19 protein-coding genes are annotated in these 21882 nt (G+C 69.8%); 10 read left to right on the forward strand and 9 right to left on the reverse strand.

Annotated features, from left to right (window positions below; all coding sequences use genetic code 11):
• Positions 1–69: 69 nt before the first annotated feature.
• Entirely contained in the window at positions 70–2175 is a 2106-nt protein-coding gene (locus tag BJ963_RS10545; protein ID WP_179456458.1) for a transglycosylase domain-containing protein, read from the reverse strand.
• 113 nt (positions 2176–2288) lie between these two features.
• Between BJ963_RS10545 and BJ963_RS10550 the strand changes: the two genes are divergently transcribed.
• Entirely contained in the window at positions 2289–2663 is a 375-nt protein-coding gene (locus BJ963_RS10550) for a DUF4440 domain-containing protein (protein ID WP_179456460.1), read from the forward strand.
• A gap of 6 nt (positions 2664–2669) precedes the next feature.
• Here the strand turns inward: BJ963_RS10550 and BJ963_RS10555 are convergent, their stop codons facing one another.
• Positions 2670–4118 (reverse strand): phytoene desaturase family protein, encoded by a 1449-nt coding sequence (locus BJ963_RS10555; RefSeq protein WP_179456462.1) that lies wholly within the window; start codon positions 4116–4118, stop codon positions 2670–2672.
• A gap of 119 nt (positions 4119–4237) precedes the next feature.
• On the opposite strand from BJ963_RS10555, the gene BJ963_RS10560 reads away from it, so the two are divergent.
• The gene (locus BJ963_RS10560) at positions 4238–5272 is read left to right on the forward strand and encodes an SDR family oxidoreductase (RefSeq protein WP_179456464.1); all 1035 of its coding nucleotides are present in this window, start codon (positions 4238–4240) and stop codon (positions 5270–5272) included.
• Positions 5272–5604 (forward strand): hypothetical protein, encoded by a 333-nt coding sequence (locus tag BJ963_RS10565; RefSeq protein ID WP_179456466.1) that lies wholly within the window; start codon positions 5272–5274, stop codon positions 5602–5604. The genes BJ963_RS10560 and BJ963_RS10565 overlap by 1 nt, the downstream gene beginning before the upstream one ends.
• On the opposite strand, the gene BJ963_RS10570 is transcribed toward BJ963_RS10565, so the two are convergent.
• Positions 5590–7407, reverse strand: a complete 1818-nt coding sequence (locus BJ963_RS10570) for a glycoside hydrolase family 15 protein (protein WP_179456468.1) — start codon at positions 7405–7407, stop codon at positions 5590–5592. The two genes, BJ963_RS10565 and BJ963_RS10570, sit on opposite strands and share 15 nt — an antisense overlap.
• 138 nt (positions 7408–7545) lie before the next feature.
• Here BJ963_RS10570 and BJ963_RS10575 point away from each other — a divergent pair, with 138 nt between their 5' ends.
• From BJ963_RS10575 to BJ963_RS10590, 4 genes are all read left to right on the forward strand, one after another.
• On the forward strand, positions 7546–8040 hold the full coding sequence (locus BJ963_RS10575; protein ID WP_179456470.1) for a MarR family winged helix-turn-helix transcriptional regulator: 495 nt from the start codon (positions 7546–7548) through the stop codon (positions 8038–8040).
• Between the two features lie 24 nt (positions 8041–8064).
• Entirely contained in the window at positions 8065–8559 is a 495-nt protein-coding gene (locus BJ963_RS10580; protein ID WP_179456471.1) for a hypothetical protein, read from the forward strand.
• A gap of 78 nt (positions 8560–8637) precedes the next feature.
• Positions 8638–9840, forward strand: coding sequence for a cation:proton antiporter (locus BJ963_RS10585; RefSeq protein WP_179456473.1), 1203 nt, complete (start codon positions 8638–8640; stop codon positions 9838–9840).
• A gap of 75 nt (positions 9841–9915) precedes the next feature.
• The gene (locus tag BJ963_RS10590; protein ID WP_179456475.1) at positions 9916–10680 is read left to right on the forward strand and encodes an alpha/beta fold hydrolase; all 765 of its coding nucleotides are present in this window, start codon (positions 9916–9918) and stop codon (positions 10678–10680) included.
• On the opposite strand, the gene BJ963_RS10595 is transcribed toward BJ963_RS10590, so the two are convergent.
• From BJ963_RS10595 to kdpF, 6 genes are all read right to left on the reverse strand, one after another.
• Entirely contained in the window at positions 10663–12018 is a 1356-nt protein-coding gene (locus BJ963_RS10595) for a DUF2254 domain-containing protein (protein WP_179456477.1), read from the reverse strand. The two genes, BJ963_RS10590 and BJ963_RS10595, sit on opposite strands and share 18 nt — an antisense overlap.
• Positions 12019–12085: 67 nt before the next feature.
• Entirely contained in the window at positions 12086–14593 is a 2508-nt protein-coding gene (locus BJ963_RS10600) for a DUF4118 domain-containing protein (protein ID WP_179456479.1), read from the reverse strand.
• Positions 14594–14605: 12 nt separating this feature from the next.
• Positions 14606–15229, reverse strand: coding sequence for a K(+)-transporting ATPase subunit C (gene kdpC / locus BJ963_RS10605; protein WP_179456481.1), 624 nt, complete (start codon positions 15227–15229; stop codon positions 14606–14608).
• A 22-nt stretch (positions 15230–15251) separates the two neighbouring features.
• A complete protein-coding gene (gene kdpB / locus BJ963_RS10610) occupies positions 15252–17411 on the reverse strand; it encodes a potassium-transporting ATPase subunit KdpB (protein WP_179456483.1) in 2160 nt (719 codons plus the stop codon).
• A gap of 2 nt (positions 17412–17413) precedes the next feature.
• Positions 17414–19087: a potassium-transporting ATPase subunit KdpA gene (gene kdpA / locus BJ963_RS10615; protein WP_179456485.1), complete on the reverse strand. Its 1674-nt coding sequence runs from the start codon at positions 19085–19087 to the stop codon at positions 17414–17416.
• A gap of 2 nt (positions 19088–19089) precedes the next feature.
• A complete protein-coding gene (gene kdpF / locus BJ963_RS10620; protein ID WP_081815236.1) occupies positions 19090–19179 on the reverse strand; it encodes a K(+)-transporting ATPase subunit F in 90 nt (29 codons plus the stop codon).
• A gap of 381 nt (positions 19180–19560) precedes the next feature.
• Between kdpF and BJ963_RS10625 the strand changes: the two genes are divergently transcribed.
• The 3 genes from BJ963_RS10625 to BJ963_RS10635 all read left to right on the forward strand — a co-directional run bounded on the left by BJ963_RS10625 (position 19561) and on the right by BJ963_RS10635 (position 21880).
• Positions 19561–20121, forward strand: a complete 561-nt coding sequence (locus BJ963_RS10625; RefSeq protein WP_179456487.1) for a hypothetical protein — start codon at positions 19561–19563, stop codon at positions 20119–20121.
• A gap of 23 nt (positions 20122–20144) precedes the next feature.
• Positions 20145–20663: a DUF6611 family protein gene (locus BJ963_RS10630; protein WP_179456489.1), complete on the forward strand. Its 519-nt coding sequence runs from the start codon at positions 20145–20147 to the stop codon at positions 20661–20663.
• A gap of 62 nt (positions 20664–20725) precedes the next feature.
• The gene (locus BJ963_RS10635; protein WP_179456491.1) at positions 20726–21880 is read left to right on the forward strand and encodes a cation:proton antiporter; all 1155 of its coding nucleotides are present in this window, start codon (positions 20726–20728) and stop codon (positions 21878–21880) included.
• Positions 21881–21882 lie beyond the last annotated feature (2 nt).

Here is a 21882-nt window from a genome sequence, read left to right on the forward strand (position 1 = left end):
GGGGGTTCTCGCGTCTGACGCGGCTGTGCCCGGGGCTGCGGTCGAGCTCGGAGGAGACGCCGCGAGAGATCAGTCGGATCCGCCGAACGACTCGCCACCGTACTTGGCGACCGCTGCGGACATCATCGTGCGCATGACCTTCACCCGGGACGCGGCGGGCGTCATGCCGTGCGACGGCCTGATCACCCGCATGTTCGCATGCCCGCTGACATTGCCGATCCAGTAGGCACCGGCGATCCGCGTGGTGGCCGCCACCAGCCAGATCTGCTCATTGGAATCCGTCGTGCCGGTCTTGGCGAGCATCGGCGACGACGTCCGATTCAGATCGGCAGCGGTCCCCCACCGGGTGACGGCTTGCAGGGCGACGGCCATCTTCTCCGCGACGCGCGCGGACACCGACCGCCGGCAATCTGATTTCGGCGCAGCGACGACGTCCCCTGCGCTGTCGAGGATGCGGTCGATCGCGACCGGCGTGCAGGTGACGCCGCCGTTCGCGATCCCCGCGAAAGCCGTGGCCATCGTCAGCGGCGCGATCGTGTTGGTCCCCAGCACGGAGGAGGGGTTGGTGTTGAGTGGCCCCCCAGTCGCGGTATGGACGTCGAAGCCCTGAGCACGGTGGGCGATGGCACACAGATCGAGCTGATGGGCCATCGCGATGAACGCCGTGTTGATCGAGAGGGCGGTCGCCCGGAGCGCACTCTGCCGCCCGGTTTCTCCCGAAGAGTCGTTCACCGGCCGGTACGTGCCCGTCCACGGGCCTCCGCAGGTGTCCGTGAAGCTCGACTGCCGGTAGGTCCGATAGTCGGCGTTCACGGTCTCGGAGAGCGAGTGCCCCTCGGAGAGCCACTGCGCCAGCGTGAAGACTTTGTAGGTGGAGCCCACCTGGAAGCCGCGCGAGCCTCCGTATCGCTGGTCCGTCGCGAAGTTGACGGCGCTGAATTCGGCTCCCGTATCGGTCGGGCTTTGCGTGTACTCCTTGTTCTGTGCCATGTAGAGCACGCGGCCGGTCCCCGGTTGCACGCCGACGAGGACGGCGCCCAGGTCTGCTCGGTCGTAGGCCTGGGGAACCCAATCGGCCAGGACCGCTTCGGCCGCGTGTTGCAGGTCCAGGTCGAGACTCGTATAGATCGCGTATCCACCGCGGTTGAACCGCGCGATGCGGGTGTCTTCGTCGGCACCGAACGCCGGGTCGTTCAGGAAGATGCGCTGCACGTAGTCGCAGAAGTAGGCGGCACCGCCGGCCACTTGGCATCCGCGGACGGACGGGGTGATGTGCGGCTGGACGGGCGTCGCGACGGCGGCGGCGTACTCGATCCGGGTCAGACGGTGATATTCGAGCATCTTGCCGAGGATGTAGTCCCGGCGCTGCTTGTTGAGCGCATAGCCGTTCGTCGCACCGTTCGTCGTGGACGCAGGCTCGTCGATCCGGAGTGCGCTCGGCTCGTTCACGATGGCGATCAGGCTCGCGGCCTGGGCCGGGGTCAGCGCTGCCGCCGTCGTGCCGAAGTAGTATCTCGCCGCTGCCTCGATCCCGTACACGGTGCCGCCGAAACCCGCGATGTTGAGGTAGCCCTGGAGGATCTGCTTCTTGGTGTACCGCTTCTCCAGTCCGATCGCCAGCCGGATCTCCCGCACCTTCCGGCGCGCACTGACGCCGGTCGCCTCGGCGACGCAGGCGCTCGCCTTCGCCTGCTCATCGGCGGTCTTCGACGGCAACGCCTCGCATTTCTGCAGGAGGACGTTCTTGACATACTGCTGAGTGATCGACGAACCGCCCTGCACGGACCCTCCCATCGCCGTGGCGATGGCACCGCGGACGGTCCCCTGGATGTCCAGACCGCCGTGCCGGAAGAATCGCGGATCCTCGGCGGCGATGGCCGCGTCGCTCACGGCCGCGGACATCTGGTCGAGGCGGACGGGGAGGCGGTTCTGAGCGTAGAACGTCGCGAGAGCGTGATCGACGCCGTCGGAATCCGTGGCGAAGATGGTCGTGGGTTGCGCGAGAGGTCCGATCTCGAGATAGCCGGGAAGGCTCTCGAACGCCGCAACGCCTCCTGCTCCCGTCGTACCCACCATCCATGCTCCCGGCACGACGGCGGCTGTGGCGCAGAGACCGGCCACGGCACTCATGGCGATGAACGCGCAGAACGCGCCGAGTCTCCGAACGATGCCCATAGTGCATCGATGCTATCTGCAAATGTTGCAGATATGCACGAATCACACCCGGCAGGAGCGCCTGGATTCGCCGCCCGTGGCCGCCTGCGATCAGGTCGGGTATCGTGCGCACCGTGGAGGCACTGTCGCTCGAGAACCTGGTGCGGATCGAGTCCGCGGGCTGGGACGCCCTCTGCTCCTCGCAGGGAGGCGCGTTCTACACGGAGCTGATGACACGCGACGCCGTGATGATCCTGGTGGACGGGAGCGTGCTCGATCGGACGACGATCGCAGCGAGCCTGGACGGCGCGCCGCCCTGGAGCTCCTACGAGTTGACGGATGTGCGGCGCCTCCCGCTCGGCGCGGACTCGGCTGCCCTCCTCTACCGGGCGCGAGCGACGCGCGATGGGCAGGCGGCCCCCTTCGTCGCCCACATGACGAGCGTCTACACGGCGATGGACGGCCGTCCCCGCCTGGCCCTCTATCAGCAGACGTTGCTCACGTCGTGAGCTCTGTCACGGCGCCAGCGAGGGCGTCGACGTGATCCCGAACGTGTGCCGGAGAGCACTGAGCGCCGCGTGCCACCCGCCGAGCCCATGGACGCCGGGCCCAGGCGAGGCGGAGGCGGAACACAGGTAGATCCCCGCGGACGGCGTGCGCCACGGATCGAGTGAGACGACAGGCCGACGGACCAGCTGGAGGAGGCCCGCCTTCCCCGTCGCAATGTCGCCGCCGACATAGTTCGGGTTGTACCGTTCGATATCGTCAGCCGTGCGCGAGGCCGTCGCGAGGATGGTGTCCTTGAATCCCGGGGCGAAGCGCTCGATCTGCGCGACGACCGCCTCCGTTCGATCGGCGGGGGAACGCGCCGGGACATGGGTGTACGCCCAGAGCACGTGGCGACCGGCCGGCGCACGCGATGGATCGAAGGCGCTCGGCTGAGAGACGAGCACGTACGGACGATCGTCGAGCCGGCCCCGCGCGACCGCGTTCTCCGATCGAGCCACCGCCGATCGCCGCCCCCCGAGGTGGACCGTCCCCGCCCGGCGGACCTCCGGGTCGGCCCAGGGCACCGGATCGGAGAGCGCGAAGTCGACCTTCGCGATTCCATTGCCGTGGCGGAAGCGCTCGAGCCGGGCACGGTAGCGCCCGGGGAGGGCGTCGCCTGCGATGCGCGCGAGCCCACGGGCGGACACGTCGAACATGTACGCTCGCGCGGACGGGAGGTCACCGAGGCTGCGGATCTCCGCACCGAGCACGATGCGACCGCCATTGGCCTCGAAATCGGCCGCCAGAGCGTCTGCGATGGCCTGGCTTCCCCCCGCAGGGATGGGCCAGCCGCGGGCATGGGCATCGGTGGCGAGGACGAGTCCGGTCGCGGCAGCGGCAAGCCGGGGCAACGAGAGCGTCGAATGTGCGAAGACACCGGTCAGCATCGCGGGGGCCATCTCGTCGCGAAAACCCGCATTCCACGCCGGGCCGCCTTGCCACAGCAGGCGTTCCGCGAGCCGGAACGCCGTCACGGGATGGCGAGGCATCCGCAACGGCGAGGAGCCGCTGATCCTCGCCAGCGCGTCGACCTCCTCGACGAGTGGAGCGAAGAGCGACCTCCACCGACCGCCGTCCACCCCCAAGAGGTCGACCGTCCGGTCCAGGTCGCGGAAGGCCAGTCCGGCGCGCCCACCGTCGAGCGGGTGCGCGTAGGACAGCTCGGGGACATGGAAGCGGACTCGGCGCTCGAGCTGGAACCGGCGGAAGAAGGGCGAGGTGAGTGCCAGCGGGTGCACAGCGGAGCACACGTCGTGGTGGAAGCCGGGGAGGGTCAGCTCGGACGTGCGCATTCCGCCGCCGATCGTTGCGTTGCGTTCGAAGAGCTCGACCGAGAGCCCCGCCCTCGCCAGGGTCACGGCAGCCGCCAGTCCGTTCGGGCCGCTTCCCACGACCACCGCATCGAGCTGAGTCATGGTGGCATGGTCGTCCGATCGGGGCCCGAAGTCCAGGAATCCTGTGCAGTTTTGCAATATTTGCATAAAATCACGCTTCCTGCTTCCGGTGCCCCGAGCGTCGGCGTACCTTCTGCCGCATGAAGCCAGGACTCATCGACCTCAACGACAAGACCGTCGTGGTGACGGGCGCAAGCGGCGGAATAGGACGGGCCGCGGCGATCGCGTTCGCCCAGCACGGAGCTCGCGTTGCGCTGCTCGCCCGGGGCGAGGCTGGTCTCGCCGGAGCGAAGCGAGACGTCGAGCTCGCCGGCGGTTCCTCCATCACGATCCCGGTGGACGTCTCGGACGCTGACGCGGTGGAACGCGCCGCCGATACGGTGGAGAGGGAGCTCGGCCCCATCGACATCTGGGTCAATGTGGCCTTCTCCTCCGTGTTCGCTCGATTCCACGAGATCAGTCCGGAGGAGTACCGCCGGGCCACGGAGGTGAGCTACCTCGGCTACGTGTACGGGACGATGGCAGCGCTCGAACGCATGCGGCGCCGGAACAGAGGCACCATCGTCCAGGTGGGATCCGCTCTCGCCTACCGGGGGATTCCCCTGCAGACCGCCTACTGCGGCGCCAAGCACGCCATCCAGGGCTTCAACGAGTCCCTCCGATGCGAGCTGCTCCACGAGAAGAGCGCGATCAGAACGACGATGGTGCAGATGCCCGCACTCAACACGACGCAGTTCACCTGGGTCTTGTCCCGCCTCCCGGAGCAGGCCCAGCCGGTCCCGCCGATCTACCAGCCGGAGGTCGCCGGCCGCGCGATCGCCTGGGCCGCCGCCCACCCGCGGCGGCGCGAATACTGGGTGGGAGCCAGCACCGTCGCCACCCTGCTGGGCAATGCCGTCGCCCCCGGGCTGCTCGACCGCTACCTGGCGCGCACCGGCTTCGCCTCGCAGCAGACCGGCGAACCGCGGCCGGACGATCAGCCGGTCAACCTGTGGGAGCCGGCCGACCAGCAGATCGATCGCGGCTACCACGGCGAATTCGACGACCGCTCCACGCCCCGGAGCCCCCAGCTCGTGGCGTCGAAACACCACTGGACCATCGCCGCGGCCGGAGCGGCAGTGCTCGTCGCCGCGACAAGCCTCGCGGTCCGTCTCGTCGGAAAGGCCGCACACTGATGTTCCTCGAGATCCTGCGTGCGCTCTACGGGCTGCTCGAGCTGGCCGCTCCGAACGCCGTCTCGGGAGCCATCCTGGGCAGCCGCCCCGACAAGCGGCTGCGTGTGGTGCTGCGTATCCTGGGCGCCCGGCACCTGGTGCAGGCAGCGCTCGCGATGAGGCGTCCCCGAGCAGCGCACCCGATCGGCGGCGTTGTCGACCTGCTGCATTCCGCCACCATGCTGACGCTCGCCCTCCTCGACCACCGCCGGCGGCGAGCGGCGACGCTCAACGCGGCAGTCGCCGCCCTCTTCGCAGCGGGAGAACTGCGCGGGACGTCATCGCGGACCTGAGGCGGACTCCACCGGGATGCGCTCCTCCGTCGTCGAGGCGTCACCGGCGAGGAGCAGGAAGGCGCTGCGCACGAGCGCCAGATGGCTGAAGGCCTGCGGCATGTTGCCCAGCTGCCGGCCGGCGTGCGGGTCCCACTCCTCGCTCAGCAGCCCGACATCGTTGCGGAGGCGGAGCAGGCGCGTGAACAGGTCCTCCGCCTCGTCGCGGCGGCCGGCGCCCAGAAGAGCGTCGACCATCCAGAAGGAGCAAGCGACGAAGACCCCTTCCTCTCCGGGCAGGCCGTCATCGCTGCGTCCCGGTCGGTAGCGCAGGACGAAGCCGTCCTCGGTGAGCTCCCTCTGGATCGCGTCGATCGTGCCGACGACCCGGGGGTCGTCGCCCGGCAGGAAGCCCACCCGCGGGATCAGGAGCAGGGATGCGTCCAGCGCACTCGACCCGTAGGACTGGACGAAGGTGTTGCGGGAGGCGTCGTACCCGTTCGCGAGGATGTCCCGTCGGATCGCCGCCCGCATCCTCTCCCAGCGGCGAACGGGCCCGTCGAGTCGGAAGCGGCGCGCCCCCTTCACCATGCGGTCGGCCGCGACCCAGGCCATCAGCTTGGAGTGGGTGAAGTGGCGGCGTTCGCCGCGCATCTCCCAGAGGCCGTTGTCGGGCTCGCGCCATACCGTCTCCAGGTGCTCCAGCAGCGCCCGCTGCAGATCCCAGGCTTCCTCCCCCGCCCCGATCGTCGCCCGGGTGAGGGCGAGCCCGTCGAGGACTTCGCCCCAGACGTCGAGCTGAAGCTGATCCGCCGCGGCATTGCCGACCCGGACAGGCTGCGATCCTCCGTAGCCGTCCAGCCACTCGAGAGTGTCCTCCGGCAGACGGCGACGGCCATCCAGTCCGTACATGATCCGCAGCTCCGCGGGATTGCCCGCGACGGCGCGCAGGAGCCAGTCCCGCCACTCCCCCGCCTCGTCGGTGTACCCGGCGGTCAGCAGCGATTGGAGGGCCAGCGTCGCGTCGCGCAGCCAGCAGAAGCGGTAGTCCCAGTTGCGCGGCCCTCCGAGCTGCTCCGGGAGCGACGTCGTCGGAGCAGCGACGATGCCTCCGGTCGGCTGATAGGTCAGCGCCTTCAAGGTGATCAGCGAACGCTGGATGGCGTCGCGGTGCGGACCGTACGCCGTGCTGCGGCCGCTCCACTCCTTCCAGAAGCGTTCCGTGTCCACGATGGCACGATCCGGATCAGCCGGGATCGGTTCGCTCTCGTGCGCGGGGAACCAGGTCAGGACGAATCGCACGCGGTCTCCCTCGGACACGGTGAACTCGGCCTCGGTGCGCATGTCCTTTCCGGTAAGCGGGACGTCGGCGTTCGCGAGCACCGCGTCCGGGCCGGCGATCGCGCGGATCCCCCTCTCGCTGTGCGTCACCCAGGGGACGACATGGCCGTAGTCGAAGCGCAGCACCAGCTCCGACCGCATCGCGACCTGACCGGCGAGCCCTTCGACGATCCGCACGACGTCGGCCGCGCGATCGCGGACGGGCATGAAGTCCGTCACCCGGACGGAGCCGTCGGGAGTATCCCATTCGGTCTCCAGGATCAGCGTGTCCTCCCGATACCGTCGACGCGTCGACCTGCTCGCGTCCGCGGGGGCGAGCAGCCAGCGTCCGGCGCTGTCGTCGCCTACGATCGCGGCGAAGCAGGCCGGCGAGTCGAAGCGCGGCAGGCACAGCCAGTCGATCGATCCGTCGATGGAGACCATCGCTGCCGTGTGAAGATCGCCGATGAGCGCATAGTCCTCGATGCGGTTGCCGTCGTCCATGTCACCTCATGTGTCGATGCGGATTGCTGTAGAACGGGATCGGCCGTCTCATCGCGGCGGCCCCTCCTATCCGTACACGCATGACGCTTTGCAACAGTTGTATTCATGCACATTTAACCGTAGACTGAGAGAATTCTCATGGAAGCTCACGCCCTGGACGACGGATTCCCGCTCGACGCGACGCGGCAAGTGCTCCGCGCGTCCCGCGCCCTCCTCGGAATCGTCGCTCGATCGATGACGGACGCGCTCGACGAGGTGACACTGCCGCAGTTCCGCGTGCTCGTCGTCCTCGCCGGTTCCGGCCCCCTGCGCATCGGAGCCCTCGCTGCCCGCGTCGGCGCGCTGCCCTCGACTTTCAGCCGGACCATCGACCGCATGGTGGACGGCGGATGGGTCGAGCGGCAGCAGAGCCCGACCAGTCGCCGCGAGGTCCTCATCGGCCTCTCCACGCAAGGGCGGACCCTGGTGGACCGTGTCAGCGAGCGCAGACGCAAGCAGATCGCCTCCATCCTCTCCACGCTGAACCCCGCAGACCAGACGAGCGTCGTGGAGGCGTTCGAGCTGTTCTCCGAAGCCGCCGGCGAGCCTGCACCCGACGATCTGCTGACACTCGCCATCGACGACCGCACCTGACCGACCCTTTCCCGGAAGCGAGCCATGACCAGCGACGAAGAAGCCCTCCTCACCGACACGCAGCTGAAGGTCCAGCAGCACTTCCACAGCGTCGCCTCCGATCTGCTCGCCCGCGGGGCCGATGAGATCGAGTGGGACGAATGGGTCGCCTCGATCCGCTATTCCTCCGAAGAGACCTGGCTGCGCTGCAACGCCTTCCTCCTTGGCCACACGCTGGCGCGACTCCTGGCGGGAAGAGCCCCCTCCTCTACGACGGAGCGCGACGCCTGGGTCGAGGCGTTCGTCGCCGTCGTCGCCGCGCACGACACCGAGTCCGAGCTCGTCCTCTGGGTCTCGGCGCCCACGCAGAACCCGCGCGCCGATGCGCTGACGCGATCGACCGCCGCGCTCTGGTTGCTCACCGAAGCGCTCCGAGACTCCCGGCCGCTCAACGACGCGCGGCCGGGGCCTTTCCCCCGCGCTGTCTGGCTGGCGGCAGACGACGCCGAACCACGTGACGGCGCGTTCTTCCTGGGCTGAACGCCGCGATCTCGCCCCACGGCCTGCCATCCTCGGGCGGGGTGGCATCCTCCCCGCGCCCGAGATCGGGTTGACGGAATGATTCTCGCTTTCGGTATCACCCTCGTGGCCGCTGTCCTCATCTCCGGCCTGGCGCACCGGACGGTGCTCTCGACCGCCGTGCTGTTCCTGGCGGTCGGGTTCGCACTCGGACCGGAGCTCGGCGGCATCCTGGACATCCACGCCGACGATCCGTGGATCGCCACCACGATGCAACTCGCCCTGTTCGTCGTCCTGTTCACCGATGGTCAGCGGATCGGGGTGCGCGATCTCGTCCACGCCTGGCGACTGCCCGGACGCGCTCTCCTCCTGGGGATGCCGTTGACGTTCGCCATCTCGACCGGCCTCGGGATGGCGCTGCTGGGTCTGCCTCCTGCGCAGGCGATGCTCGTCGCGGCGGTGCTCGCACCCACGGATCCGGTATTCGCGTCCGCCATCGTCGGCCGGGAGGAGATCCCCCGTCGCGTGCGCGGGCTCCTCAGCGTGGAATCCGGGCTGAACGACGGACTCGCACTGCCGATCGTGCTCATACTGACCGCCGTGGTCGGTGGTCCGGACGTCGACTACGGCGTTCTGGGCATCGAGCTGGTCGGCGGCGTCGGGATCGGCATCGTCATCCCGATCGCGGTCGCATTGCTCCTGCGCATCCGGTTCCTCACGACGACCCCGCTCTACGCGGCGCTGAGTCCGGTCGCGGTCGCACTGATCGTGTACGGGTCGTGCACGCTCACCGGCGCCAATCTCTACCTCGCCGCCTTCAGCGCAGGGATCACCATCGCGTCGGTGGCGCCCGAGATCCGGCGTGCGTTCGCGGAGTTCGGGGAATACGTCTCGGAGATCGTCAAGCTCTTCGCCATCTTCGTATTCGGCGCGCTCATCGCGCCGAGCGCCCTCGCCGACGTGCCGCTGCTCGGGTACATCTTCGCCGGGCTGACGCTGCTCGTCGCGCGGCCGGTGGCCGTGGAACTCGCGCTCCTGGGGAGCGGACTGCCGTGGGAGGAGCGCCTCACGGCAGCCTGGTTCGGGCCGAAGGGATTCGCGTCCGTGCTCTACGGATTCCTCGTCCTGGGCAGCGGCAGCCCGGACGCCGTCCATCTCTTCCATCTCGTCGTGGTCGCCATCGCGATCTCGATCATCGCCCACTCGTCCACCGACGTCCCGATCGCGCGGTACTTCGCCCGGCGGGAGAGGGCGGATGCCGTCCCGGACGCCCCGCCCCCTGCTCGTCCGGAGCCCGACTGACGTCGGTGGTCACGACCGATGCCGCACGCGCGGAGACGCGAGCGCCCGCGAACTCGAGGAAGAAAGGAGAGAACGATGACGTATCGCACGGTGCGGTTCCCGAGCGGACGTGAGGTGGGCATGGCCGGTCTCGGCGATCCCGCAGGCGGACGACTGGCGGTGCTGCTGCACCCCACCCCTGGCGCGTCCGGGTTCGACCCGGCCCCGGAGGCGACGGCGCGCTCCGGCATCCACCTGCTCACTTTCGAACGGCCTGGATACGGTGCATCGGAGCCGTCGGATGTCTCGGTCGCCGGCTGGGCGGACGACCTTGCCGGACACCTGCGCGAGGTGGAGGCGACGGCGCGCACGGCCGGGCGAACACGTTTTGGCCGCGTCGGTATCGTGGGTTGGCGCGAAGGCGGCGTCTACGCCGCTGTGCTCGCTGCCCGTCATCCCGACCTGGTCGATGCGCTGGTGCTGGTGGCAGCTCCGTCGCCGTCTCACGCCGCGGGCGCGTCGGAGCAGGCTCGCGGATCGCTGGCCGCCGAATCGCCCTGGCCGGAACCGGCCGGCTTCTCCGATCGCCTCCAGAGGATGCTCGACGCGGCGAAGGAGAATGGCGACGACGGGATCACGCGAGACCGCCGCGCCTTCGAGGAGTCCATCGCACCCCCTCCGCAGAGCGACACCAGGAGCCTGATCCTGTACGGAACCGACGACGACTACGCGACCGTCCGGGATGCCCACTGGTACGCAGCGGGGTTTCCGGATGCCATCGTCGAACGGGTCGAGGGCGGTGCCGACATCATCGGACGAGAATGGGAGCGCGTCCTCAGCTTCCTAAGGCAGCCCGGCTGAGGAACGGCCGGCGCACAGTCGGCGCACCTCGCGGACCAAAGCATCGTGTTGGTTTCGTTCCGCGGCGCCGGCATCCTGTGCGCGCGCGACCTCGGTGATCCGTTCGAGGGAGCCGATGATCGCGTGCATGCGCTCCGGCGGGCTGGTCTGGGCGAGGTCGCGCAGGAGTTCCAGCAGGCGCGAGACGACCATCGGGTCCCCTGCGCCGTAGTGCAGAGGCTGCGCGACGGCAAGCTCCAGATAGTCGCTGAAGTCCGGGTGGAGGAACTCGGCGCGAACGATGCCATCGGCGTCGGACGCGGTGACCGTCCCGAGCCGATAGGCGCCCAGCTCGCAGAGGAGGGCCGACACGTGACCGAGCGCATGGACTGCAGTGGTCGGATCGTTGATGCCGGGCGAAAGCGCCTTGACGGCCACATCCACCAGCTGCCGGAGTCCGAACGCGACATCTTGGGTGCCCGTGCGCTCCGGCCCGATGGAGAGCGCGTGCACGAGCCCCCGACGGAGCGTCGCGAGTTCGTCGTCGGCGAGGGGGCCCGATTCGTCTTTCCAGACGGTTGCGACCGGAGTCCCCGCGACCACGAAGTCGCCCGTCGAGCGCGCCATCGCGATGAAACCGCCCGCCTCGGCGGCGAGGGCGGCGACAGCGGCGGTGTCGACGCTGAGCAGGAAGCCGGACCGGTCCGCGTCCAGCTGCACCGCGTTCGGGCCCGGCTGGAGCGGGACAGCGGGAGGGGATGCGTCCAGCGGAGCGAGGACGGACGAGGCCGTCGCGCTCGTGTCCGCCCGGACCTCCGCGAGCATCGTCTCCACCCGTATCTGCTTCGCCAAGTGGCCGAGGAAGAGGACCAGCGCCACGACGCTGGCGATCGCCAGGACGAACGAGACGGTGATCGCGATGCGCGGGACGAACGGCTCGGCGCTCTCCTGGCTCGACCGGACCGAGCGAAGCACGGTCAGCGAGAACGTGAACGTTCCCAAGAACAGGGCGAGTGTCGTCTGGACGAACAAGTCCTTGGTGAACGTGCGCAACAGCCGGGGCGAGAACTGGCTGCTGGCGAGCTGCAGGGTGACCACCGTGAGCGAGAACGTGAGAGCGGTCACCGTCATCAGCGACGTGGCGATGGCGTCGAGCACCGTCCGGGCGGCGCTCGCGTCGCCGCCGAAGACCAGGGCGTCCAGCCAGCCGGGCAGTCGCCCGTCGACGCGCGCGTCCATCCCCGGGATCAGGAACCCGAGGACGAGTGCGACGGCGACTCCGAGCACCGGGACCGGCCACAAACGGCTGCGGACACCCTCGGCCGCCGCCCGTCCCAGCGTGCGCAGCGGGTTGTGCATCGGCGAGCCCCCCTTTCCCGCCCCAGCCTAGGCCGCCCCCGCAGCGGCCGGACGATCTCCCGCCATCTCAACCGGGCAGGCCGAGGTCGGCGACCGGATCGACCGGGAGGGAGACCACCATCGTCAGGCCGCCGGCCGGGGTGTCCTCCGTCGCCAGCGTCCCGCCCATGCCCTCGACGAAGCCCTTGGTCAGCGCCAGGCCGAGGCCGATGCCCGCGGTGTTGTCGGTATCCCCCATCCGCTGGAACGGATGGAAGATCTCCTCCTTGCGGTCGTCCGGCACCCCGGGGCCGTGGTCGGAGACGCGCAGCTCGATCCAGCCGGCGAAGGTGCTGGCGCTCAGGCGGGGCGGACGTCCCTCCGGCGAGTAGCGCAGCGCGTTGCTGAGGAGGTTGACGATCGCCCTGCGCAGGAGCACGGGGTCGGCGGTGACGGGCGGGAGCGAATCGGGGACGTCGATGGTGACCTCGCCCGGCTTCACCGCGAGCTCGTCGAGGACCAGTGGCAGCAGGTCCTCCAGGTCCACGGCCTGCAACGAGACCCCGAGCACACCCGCCTGGACGCGGCTGACGTCGAGGAGGTTGGTGAGGAGGTCGCCGAGGTCGCGGAGGCTGTCCTCCGCCGTGTCGAGCAGTTCCGTCTCGTCGCGGGCCGAGAGCCGGCTCCCGGCGGACCGGAGACCCGTCACCGCGGCGGTCGCTGCGGCCAGCGGGCGGCGCAGGTCATGGCCGACGGCGGCGAGCAGGGCGGTGCGGACGCGGTCGGTGGCCTCCAGCGGTCCCACCTCGCGGGCGGCCGTGCTGAGGTCCGCGTGCTCGAGAGCTGCCTCCAGCTGCGTGACGATGACCGAGAGCAGCCGCCGGTCCGCCGCCTGGAGGTCGTCGCCGAACAGCTCCAGCGTTCCGCGCTCCCCCACCGGGACGGACGTCGGGAGGGTATCCGCCGGGATGTCGCCATCGGCGGACTGCACGGCGCCGTCGTCGGCCGTGAACCGCACGGCACGGAGTCCGAACGCCTCCCGCGTGCGCGACACCAGCGACTGAACGGCGTCCCCTCCGCGGATGACGCTTCCCGCGATGGTTACGAGAAGCTCGGATTCCGCGGCCGCCCGGGCGGCGCTGCGCGTCCGTCTGGCGGACTGGTCGACGACCACGCTCACCAGGACGGCGATGACGATGTAGAGGGCGAGCGCGATCAGGTGGGTGGGCCGGCCGATGGTGAGGGTGTTGTAGGGGGTGACGAACACGAAGTCGAGGGTCAGCCCGGACAGCACCGCGGCGAACAGCGCCGGCCAGATGCCGCCCACCAGGGCGACGACCACCACGAGGAGCTGATAGCTGAGGGCTTCGGTCGTGAGCAAGTCGTCGCTGCGGATGCGGCTGAGCGCCAGCGTCAGGGCCGGCCCGGCGATCAGGGCGAGAGCGAGTCCGGAGAGCCGCCGCCGAACGCTCAGGGCGCCGGTGCGGCGGAACCGGGGGAGGTTGCGACCGCCCGCGGCGTCGTGCGAGACGATGTGCACATCGATATCGCCGGACTCGCGGATCACGGTGGCGCCGACGCCGGAGCCGGTCAGGAACGCGGTGAGCCGGTTACGGCGCGACACCCCGATGACCAGCTGCGTCGCATTGCTCGCCTTGGCGAAGGCGACCAGAGCCTCCGGGATGTCCGTGCCGACGACCTGGTGGTAGCTTCCGCCGAGCTGTTCGACCAGCTTCCGCTGCGCGGCGAGTGCGGCTGGGTCGGTCTCGCGGAGTCCGTCCTGGCTGGCCACGTGCACGGCGAGGAGCTCGCCGCTCCCCGACCGTGCGGCCACCCGGGCGCCGCGGCGGAGCAAGGTCTCGCCCTCCGGACCGCCCGTGAGGGCGACGACGACGCGTTCCCGCGCCTCCCACTTCTCCTGGATGCCGTGCTCGGCACGGTACCGCTGGAGCGACTGGTCGACCTCATCGGCCAGCCAGACCAGCGTCAGTTCGCGCAGCGCCGTGAGGTTGCCGAGCCGGAAGTAGTTGGACAGGGCGGCGTCGATGCGGGCGGCGGGATACACCTGGCCGTCGGCGAGGCGGTCGCGCAGCGACTGCGGGGTGAGGTCGACGACCTCGATCTGATCCGCGCTGCGGACGATGGCGTCCGGGATGGTCTCGCGCTGCGGCACCCCGGTGATCTGTTCGACCACATCGTTGAGCGACTCGATGTGCTGGACGTTCACGGTGGAGATCACGTCGATCCCGGCCGCCAGGATCGCCTCGACGTCCTGCCAGCGCTTCGCGTTCGCCGAGCCCGGCGCGTTGGTGTGCGCGAGCTCGTCGACCAGGGCGATCGCCGGCCTGCGGTCGATCACGGCGGCGAGGTCCATCTCCGTGAGGGTGATGCCGCGATGCTCGACCGCTCTGCGCGGTATCAGTTCGAGGCCGTCGACGAGTGCTGCGGTGGCCTCGCGCTCGTGCGTCTCGACGACGGCGATGACGACGTCCTTGCCGAGATCGTGGAGTCGATGCCCCTCTTCGAGCATCAGGTAGGTCTTGCCGACCCCGGGTGCTGCACCGAGCAGCACCCGGAGCCGGCCTCGAACCGCCATCCGACCGTGTTCCTACTTGTTCCCGGCGGGGTCCATCGCGGCGAGCGCGATGTTCAGCTGCAGGACGTTGACCGTCGGCTCGCCGAGGTAGCCGAGATCGCGCTGCTGGACGTGGGCGTCCACCAGCGAGCGGACCGTGTCGGCACTGATCCCCCTGGCCGTGGCCACGGCATCCACCTGCAGGTAGGCGTAGGCGGGCGAGATGTGCGGGTCGAGTCCCGATCCGGAGGCCGTGAGCGCGTCTGCGGGGATGCGGCCCGCGTCCACGCCGTCGGTCTTCTCGATGGCCTGCTTGCGCTCCTCCACCGCCTTCAGCAGGTCGGGGTTGTCCGGCCCCAGATTGCTGCCGCTGGAGGCGCCGCCGTCGTAGCCGTCGCCGGCCGCGGACGGCCGGGACTGGAACCACTGCGGCAGGGCTTTGCCCTTCTTGTCGGTGAAGGACTGGCCGATGAGGGCCGACCCGACGACCTTGCCCTGCGACGTGACCGCGGAGCCATTGGACTGGTTCGGGAAGGCGAGCTGGCCGATCCCGGTGACGACAAGCGGGTAGGCGATCCCCAGCACGACAGTGAGGATGAGGAGGGCCCGCAGGCCCACCCAGTACTGGCGACCGGTTCCCCGTGCCGAAGCGTTCATGATGAGTTCCGTTCCTGGTTTCTCAGAGTCCGGGGATCAGGCTGACCAGGAGGTCGATCAGCTTGATTCCGATGAAGGGCGCGATGATGCCGCCGAGTCCGTAGATCAGCAGGTTGCTGCGCAGCAGCATCGACGCCGAGGTCGCCCGGTAGCGGACACCGCGCAGCGCGAGCGGGATCAGGATGACGATGATGATCGCGTTGAAGATCACCGCGGACAGGATCGCCGAGGACGGCGAGTGCAGCTGCATGATGTTGATCGCCTGCAACCCGGGGAAGACGCCGACGAACATCGCGGGGATGATCGCGAAGTACTTCGCCACATCGTTGGCGATCGAGAAGGTGGTCAGAGCGCCGCGGGTGATCAGCAGCTGCTTGCCGATGCGGACGATGTCGATCAGCTTCGTCGGGTCGGAGTCGAGGTCGACCATGTTGCCGGCCTCCTTCGCCGCCGACGTCCCCGTGTTCATGGCCACGCCGACGTCGGCCTGGGCGAGCGCCGGCGCGTCATTGGTTCCATCGCCGGTCATCGCGACGAGGTTGCCGCCCTCCTGCTCCGTGCGGATCAGCGCGAGCTTGTCCTCCGGCGTCGCCTCGGCGAGGAAGTCGTCGACCCCGGCCTCCGCGGCGATCGCCTTCGCGGTGACGGGGTTGTCGCCGGTGATCATGACCGTCCGGATGCCCATCCGACGCATGTCGGCGAACCGCTCGGTCAGGCCGGTCTTGACGATGTCCTTCAGGTAGATGACGCCGAGGATCGTCGCATCGCCCGAGGCCGACTTCCTTGCGACGGCCAGCGGGGTGCCGCCGACCTCGGAGATGCGCAGGACCTTCTCGTCGAGGTCGCTGAGGACGGACGACGGCACGCGGGCCGACTCCTCCGCCCAGGCCACCACCATGGAGGCGGCGCCCTTGCGGATCTGCGATCCGTCGGCGAAGTCGACGCCGCTCATCCGGGTCTGGGCCGTGAACGGCACGACCTCCCCGGCGAGCTCGCCGTCGTGCGTGTAGCCGAGCTGCGCGGCGAGCGCGACCACCGAGGAGCCCTCGGGGGTCGGGTCGCTCAGCGAGGCGAGAGCGGCGGCCTCGACCAGCGCGGCGGAGTCGACGCCCTCCAGCGCGGTGAACTCCGCGGCCTGGCGGTTGCCGTAGGTGATTGTCCCGGTCTTGTCGAGAAGCAGTGTCGTCACGTCTCCTGCGGCCTCGACCGCACGTCCCGACATGGCGAGCACATTGTGCTGCACCAGCCGGTCCATGCCCGCGATGCCGATCGCAGAGAGCAGCGCGCCGATCGTGGTCGGGATCAGGCACACCAGCAGCGCGACGAGCACGGTGACGCTCGGAGCCGCGTTCGCGAAGCCGGCCGTCGGGCCGAGGACGAGCACGACCACCACGAAGATGATCGTCAGGGCCGCGAGCAGGATGTTCAGGGCGATCTCGTTGGGGGTCTTCTGCCGGGCGGCGCCCTCCACCAGTTTGATCATCCGGTCGACGAAGGTCTCACCGGGCTTGCTGGTGATCGCGACCACGATGCGGTCGGAGAGCACCCGGGTGCCGCCGGTGACGGCGCTGCGGTCGCCGCCGGATTCGCGGACCACCGGGGCGGACTCGCCCGTGATGGCCGATTCGTCCACCGAGGCGATGCCCCAGATGATGTCGCCGTCCCCCGGGATGAGCTCCCCGGCGGAGACGATGACGACATCGCCCAGTGTGAGGTCGGCCGAGGCGACCTGGGTGACCGTCGCGTGGGTCGCGGCCGCATCGTTCCTGCCGTCGTAGCCGGTCACCCGGTTGGCGACCGTCGTCGTGCGCGTCTTGCGCAGGCTCGCCGCCTGCGCCTTCCCGCGGCCTTCGGCCACCGACTCGGCGAGGGTGGCGAAGAGCACGGTCAGCCACAGCCAGATGGCGATCGCCCAGGTGAAGGCCACGGTCGTGACCGTTCCGCCGGACTTCTGCGGACCGAGGAACGGCTCGGCGATCGCCAGAACGGTCGTGAGCGCCGCGCCGACCTCGACGATGAACATGACCGGGTTGTGCCACATGTCCCGCGGGTCGAGCTTGCGGAACGCGCCGGGGAGGCCGGCGATGAGCTGGCGGGCGTTGAAGGCGCCCTTCGGGGCCTTGTCGCCCTGATCGTGGTGCTGCTGTCCGCGGGGTTCCGCGGTGTCGGTGAGAGTGGACATGGTCAGTGAAGCCCTTCCGCCAGGGGACCCAGCGCGAGAACGGGGAAGTAGGTGAGCGCGGCGACGATGATCACGACGCCGACGACGAGGGAGACGAACAGCGGGCGGTGCGTCGGCAGGGTTCCCGACGTCGCCGGGACCCTGTCCTGCGACGCGAGCGAGCCGGCCAGCGCGAGCACGAACACGATCGGAAGGAACCGGCCGAGGAACATCGCGGTCCCCAGGGCCGCGTTGAGCCACGGCGTGTTCGCGGTGAGACCGGCGAACGCTGAACCGTTGTTGTTCCCTGCAGACGTGAACGCGTACAGGACCTCGGAGAAGCCGTGCTGCCCGGGATTCAAGATCGAGACCTTCTCGATGTCGTCCCTGATCGCCGGGATCGCGAAGCTGAGCCCCGTCCCGACGAGCACCAGGGTCGGCGTCGTCAGGATGTAGAGGCCGGCGAGCTTGATCTCCCGTGCGCCGATCTTCTTGCCCAGGTACTCGGGGGTCCGGCCGACCATCAGCCCGGCCAGGAACACCGAGACGATCGCGACGACGAGGATCCCGTAGAGACCGGCTCCGATACCGCCCGGCGCGACCTCACCGGTCATCATGTTGAGCATCGGCATCATCCCGCCCAGCGGCGTGTAGCTGTCGTGCATCGAGTCGACGGCGCCGGTCGAGGTGAGGGTGCTGGTCGTCCCGAACAGCGTGGAGCCGAGGATCCCGAACCGCTGCTCCTTTCCTTCGAGCGCACCGCCGGCGGCCTGTGTGGCCGTGCCGCCGCCCTGCAGCTCGAAGAGGGTCAGCGCCACCAGCGACACGACGAAGATCGTCGCCATCGCACCGAGGATCGCGTACCCCTGGCGGTTGTCGCCGACCATCCGGCCGAACGTACGCGGCAGCGAGAACGGGATCAGCAGCATCAGGTAGATCTCGATGAGGTTCGTCCACGCCGTCGGGTTCTCGAACGGATGGGCGGAGTTCACGTTGAAGAACCCGCCGCCGTTGTTGCCGAGGAGCTTGATGGCCTCCTGCGAGGCGACGGGGCCGCCGGGGATGGTCGCCGTGCCGCCCGTGATGGTGCTCACGCTGGTGAAGCCGTTGAAGTTCTGGATCGCTCCGCCGACGATCAGGATGATCGCGAACACGAGCGACAGCGGCAGCAGGATGCGGAACGTGGCGCGGGTCAGGTCGACCCAGAAGTTGCCGATCGTGCCGGAGCGGTGCGCGGCGAACCCGCGCACCAGCGCGACGGCGACGGCGATGCCGACGGCCGCCGACAGAAAGTTCTGCACCGCGAGACCGGCGATCTGCACCGTGTAGCCGAGGGTCGCCTCTGGCGTGTACGACTGCCAGTTCGTGTTGGTCACGAACGAGATCGCCGTGTTGAAGGACAGTCCCTCGGGAACGGGCGGAAGGCCGAGAGAGTACGGCAGCACCGCCTGCGCGCGCTGGAGGACGTAGAGCAGCAGGACGCCGAGGACGGAGAACGCCAGGACGCTGCGCAGGTACACCGGCCAGTTCTGCTCCACCCGGGAGTCGACTCCGATGATCCGGTAGAAGCCGCGCTCGACGCGCAGATCCTTCCGCGACGTGAAGGTCGCGGCCATGTAGTCGCCCAGGGGACGGTAGGACAGCCCGAGCAGGAGGACGAGCGTGGCGAGCATCGCCACGAAGAGCCAGAACGTCATCTCTAGAACTTCTCCGGCTTCAGGAGGGCGTACACCAGGTACGCGATCGAAGCGACGGCCAACGCCGCCGCCAGCAGGTTGAAGAAGATCACAGCTTCTCCACCCCTCTGCCGACCAGGGCGACGATCGCGCCGAGCGCGATGATCCCCACGACGCAAATCAGGTCCAACACGGGAATGTCTCCATCCGGGTATCGGCACCTCGTCCTGACGACGAGGCGTCGGGTTCCGGCGCTCTGCCGGAACCAATCACCCATACAACGTCAGGGGAAGCGCGCGAATCCGGGTCCTAACGCGATCCATACGGGCTCGGCCGAAGTCCTAACGGCTTTCCCCCGGGCGAGCCGCGACGCGCATTCGCGAAGCGTTAGTTTCCCGGGCCGGGGCGTTGAGGTTCCGTTAGGAGCGCCCCGCGACGCGCTCGGGCGGCGTAGAACCGTCGCTTGTGATCATCTTCCGCAGTGCAGGTGCCTCATGACCCTGACCCACATCCTCCCCACCCTCCGCGCCTCCGTGCCCGACCCCTTCGGCCGCGACCTCTGGCCCGAGTTCACCACCGCATCCGTCGACGACGTCACCGTCGCCGGCGTCTCCCTCACCTGCCTGGCCGGATGGTGCGGCACGCCCTGCGTCCACACCGCGGCGGCCGTGATCCCTGGGACCGGAGGGATGCCGTCCCCCACCGACATCGCCTCGGTCGTCGTGACCCGGGTCATCCAGGTCAACACGGCGTCCGACGGAGTGCTCGACGTCTGGATCGATGCGCGCCTCGCCGGCGCCGACATCGAGATCGGCGAACTCCGGGTGATCGGGCGCGTCTCGACCGCGGGCGACGCGCGCGCACGCATCCACCCGGCGGGGGAGGCCGCCGGACCCCGCCCGGTCGAGGCGGTGGTCTGCGATCTCCGTGCCGGAGACCTGCTCGTCCTCCCCTGCCGCGGCGCCGCCCTGCTGCGGGAGGTCGACCCCCGTCGCCGGCATCGCCCGGAGTACCAGGACACCGCCCCCTGGACGTCGGCGGTGTGCGGACGGTGATCGCGACGCAGAACGGAGGACCGATGAAGGAGACGGTTCGGCGCCTGCTCGAAGGCCGTGCCCTGTGGGGGACCCTCGACGTCTCCCCCGCGACGCGGCGCATCTGGCAGCAGGTGCGGCTCACGGTGTACCCGCCCGGGACCACGCCCGGTCAACGTCGCCTGCTCCATCTCGGCCGCAGCTGGCCGTCCGGCGGAGCGGCCCTGTGCCTCGTCGTCCTCGTCTTCCTCGGCGACCAGGGGCCCGTGGTGAGCGTGGCGGCGGCAGCGACGATGTACCTCGCCGGCCTCGTCGTCACCGCGCGGCTCACCCGCGACCTGCGCGCACGCTGCCGCCGGATCGCGGTGGCCTCCGAGCTCGTCGCCGGCGAGGTCCGCGAGTTCGGCGATGTCCCCCTCCTCCGCGCCGCGGCCACGCGTCTCCTGGAGCTCGAAGCGCGACGCCGGTCCGGTCTGGTCGACCCCGTCCGCTACGAGGCGGAGTGGAGCGAGGTGTACGACGCGCTGCCGGCCGCGGACGTATCGTCGCTCGAACGTCGCTGAGGGGCGACGCCAGGGGATGACCGCGGGGACGCGGCCCGCACGCCGTTGCTAGCATCGACGCCATGACTCCCGCGTCGCTGGCGCTCATCGTCGCGGTCGGGCTGCTCGGCCCGCTGCTCTCCGCGCGGAACGTGTGGCACGTCCCCGTGGTGGTCGGCGAACTGGCGGGCGGAATCCTCATCGGCGACACCGGGCTGCGGCTGATCGACCCGCGCGCCCCGGACCTGCAGTTGCTGGCCAACATCGGATTCGGCCTCACGATGGTCGTCGTCGGCTCGCAGATCCCCGTGCGGGACCCGCGGCTCCGGTCGCGCACCGGAGCGCTCGGCGTTGCGGGCGCCGCGGTCGCTGGAGCAGCCTCCGCCGTGCTCGCGGTCGCCCTCGCCGGCGCGTTCGGCACCGGGCACGCCGCGGTCTACGGGATCGTCCTGGCGTCGTCCTCTGCGGCCGTCGTGCTGCCGATGCTCACCTCGCTCGGCCTCGCCATGGGGAATCTGGGCCAGCTGGTCACGCAGATCGCGGTCGCCGACGTCGTCTGCGTGATCGCCCTCCCCTTCGCCGTCGCCCCCGCGCACGCGGGCAGCGCCGCGATCGGCGCGCTCGTCATCGCCGTCGCCTCCGTCGCGCTGGTCGCCGTGCTCACCTGGCTGGGGCGGTCCGGCCTGCGGCGGCGGGCGCACGCCTACTCGGAGCGCCGCAGGTTCGCGCTGGAGCTGCGCCTGAGCCTGCTCGTGCTGTTCGTGTTCGCGGCCATCGCCCAGCTGGCGCAGCTGTCGATCATGCTGGCCGGCTTCGCGCTGGGGCTCGTCCTCGCCGCCGTCGGCGAGCCGCACCGCCTGGCCCGGCAGCTGTTCGGGATGACGGAGGGCTTCTTCGGACCGCTGTTCTTCGTCTGGCTGGGCGCATCCCTCGACATCCGCGGGCTGGGCGGGCACCCCGCCATGGTGCTGCTCGGGCTGGCGCTCGGCGCGGGCGCGGTGATCGCGCACAGCGCCTCCCGAGCGGTCGGCCTGCCGTTGACGCAGGCGGTGGCCTCCGCCGGGCAGCTCGGCGTGCCGGTCGCCGCGGTGGCCCTCGGCGTGCAGACGGCGACCCTCCTCCCCGGCGAGGGGCCGGCGATCCTGGTCGGCGCGCTCCTGACCGTCGCGGCGGCGGCGCTCGCGCTCGGCAGACTCGCCGGGCGCGCGTCCGCCGGAACGGTACGGGCGCCGCGCTGACC

The organism is Leifsonia soli (genome assembly GCF_013408745.1).
Classification (GTDB): domain Bacteria; phylum Actinomycetota; class Actinomycetes; order Actinomycetales; family Microbacteriaceae; genus Leifsonia; species Leifsonia soli.

What these genes read in the sequence shown, in the direction of transcription:
- BJ963_RS10570 (WP_179456468.1), bottom strand. Translation starts at nt 7,407, where the DNA reads ATGGACGACGGCAACCGCATCGAGGACTATGCGCTCATCGGCGATCTT.
- BJ963_RS10625 (WP_179456487.1), top strand. Translation starts at nt 19,561, where the DNA reads ATGACCCTGACCCACATCCTCCCCACCCTCCGCGCCTCCGTGCCCGAC.
- BJ963_RS10545 (WP_179456458.1), bottom strand. Translation starts at nt 2,175, where the DNA reads ATGGGCATCGTTCGGAGACTCGGCGCGTTCTGCGCGTTCATCGCCATG.
- BJ963_RS10595 (WP_179456477.1), bottom strand. Translation starts at nt 12,018, where the DNA reads ATGCACAACCCGCTGCGCACGCTGGGACGGGCGGCGGCCGAGGGTGTC.
- kdpC (WP_179456481.1), bottom strand. Translation starts at nt 15,229, where the DNA reads ATGAACGCTTCGGCACGGGGAACCGGTCGCCAGTACTGGGTGGGCCTG.
- BJ963_RS10560 (WP_179456464.1), top strand. Translation starts at nt 4,238, where the DNA reads ATGAAGCCAGGACTCATCGACCTCAACGACAAGACCGTCGTGGTGACG.
- BJ963_RS10585 (WP_179456473.1), top strand. Translation starts at nt 8,638, where the DNA reads ATGATTCTCGCTTTCGGTATCACCCTCGTGGCCGCTGTCCTCATCTCC.
- BJ963_RS10575 (WP_179456470.1), top strand. Translation starts at nt 7,546, where the DNA reads ATGGAAGCTCACGCCCTGGACGACGGATTCCCGCTCGACGCGACGCGG.
- BJ963_RS10600 (WP_179456479.1), bottom strand. Translation starts at nt 14,593, where the DNA reads ATGGCGGTTCGAGGCCGGCTCCGGGTGCTGCTCGGTGCAGCACCCGGG.
- BJ963_RS10580 (WP_179456471.1), top strand. Translation starts at nt 8,065, where the DNA reads ATGACCAGCGACGAAGAAGCCCTCCTCACCGACACGCAGCTGAAGGTC.
- BJ963_RS10630 (WP_179456489.1), top strand. Translation starts at nt 20,145, where the DNA reads ATGAAGGAGACGGTTCGGCGCCTGCTCGAAGGCCGTGCCCTGTGGGGG.
- BJ963_RS10590 (WP_179456475.1), top strand. Translation starts at nt 9,916, where the DNA reads ATGACGTATCGCACGGTGCGGTTCCCGAGCGGACGTGAGGTGGGCATG.
- kdpB (WP_179456483.1), bottom strand. Translation starts at nt 17,411, where the DNA reads ATGTCCACTCTCACCGACACCGCGGAACCCCGCGGACAGCAGCACCAC.
- BJ963_RS10565 (WP_179456466.1), top strand. Translation starts at nt 5,272, where the DNA reads ATGTTCCTCGAGATCCTGCGTGCGCTCTACGGGCTGCTCGAGCTGGCC.
- BJ963_RS10635 (WP_179456491.1), top strand. Translation starts at nt 20,726, where the DNA reads ATGACTCCCGCGTCGCTGGCGCTCATCGTCGCGGTCGGGCTGCTCGGC.
- BJ963_RS10555 (WP_179456462.1), bottom strand. Translation starts at nt 4,118, where the DNA reads ATGACTCAGCTCGATGCGGTGGTCGTGGGAAGCGGCCCGAACGGACTG.
- kdpA (WP_179456485.1), bottom strand. Translation starts at nt 19,087, where the DNA reads ATGACGTTCTGGCTCTTCGTGGCGATGCTCGCCACGCTCGTCCTCCTG.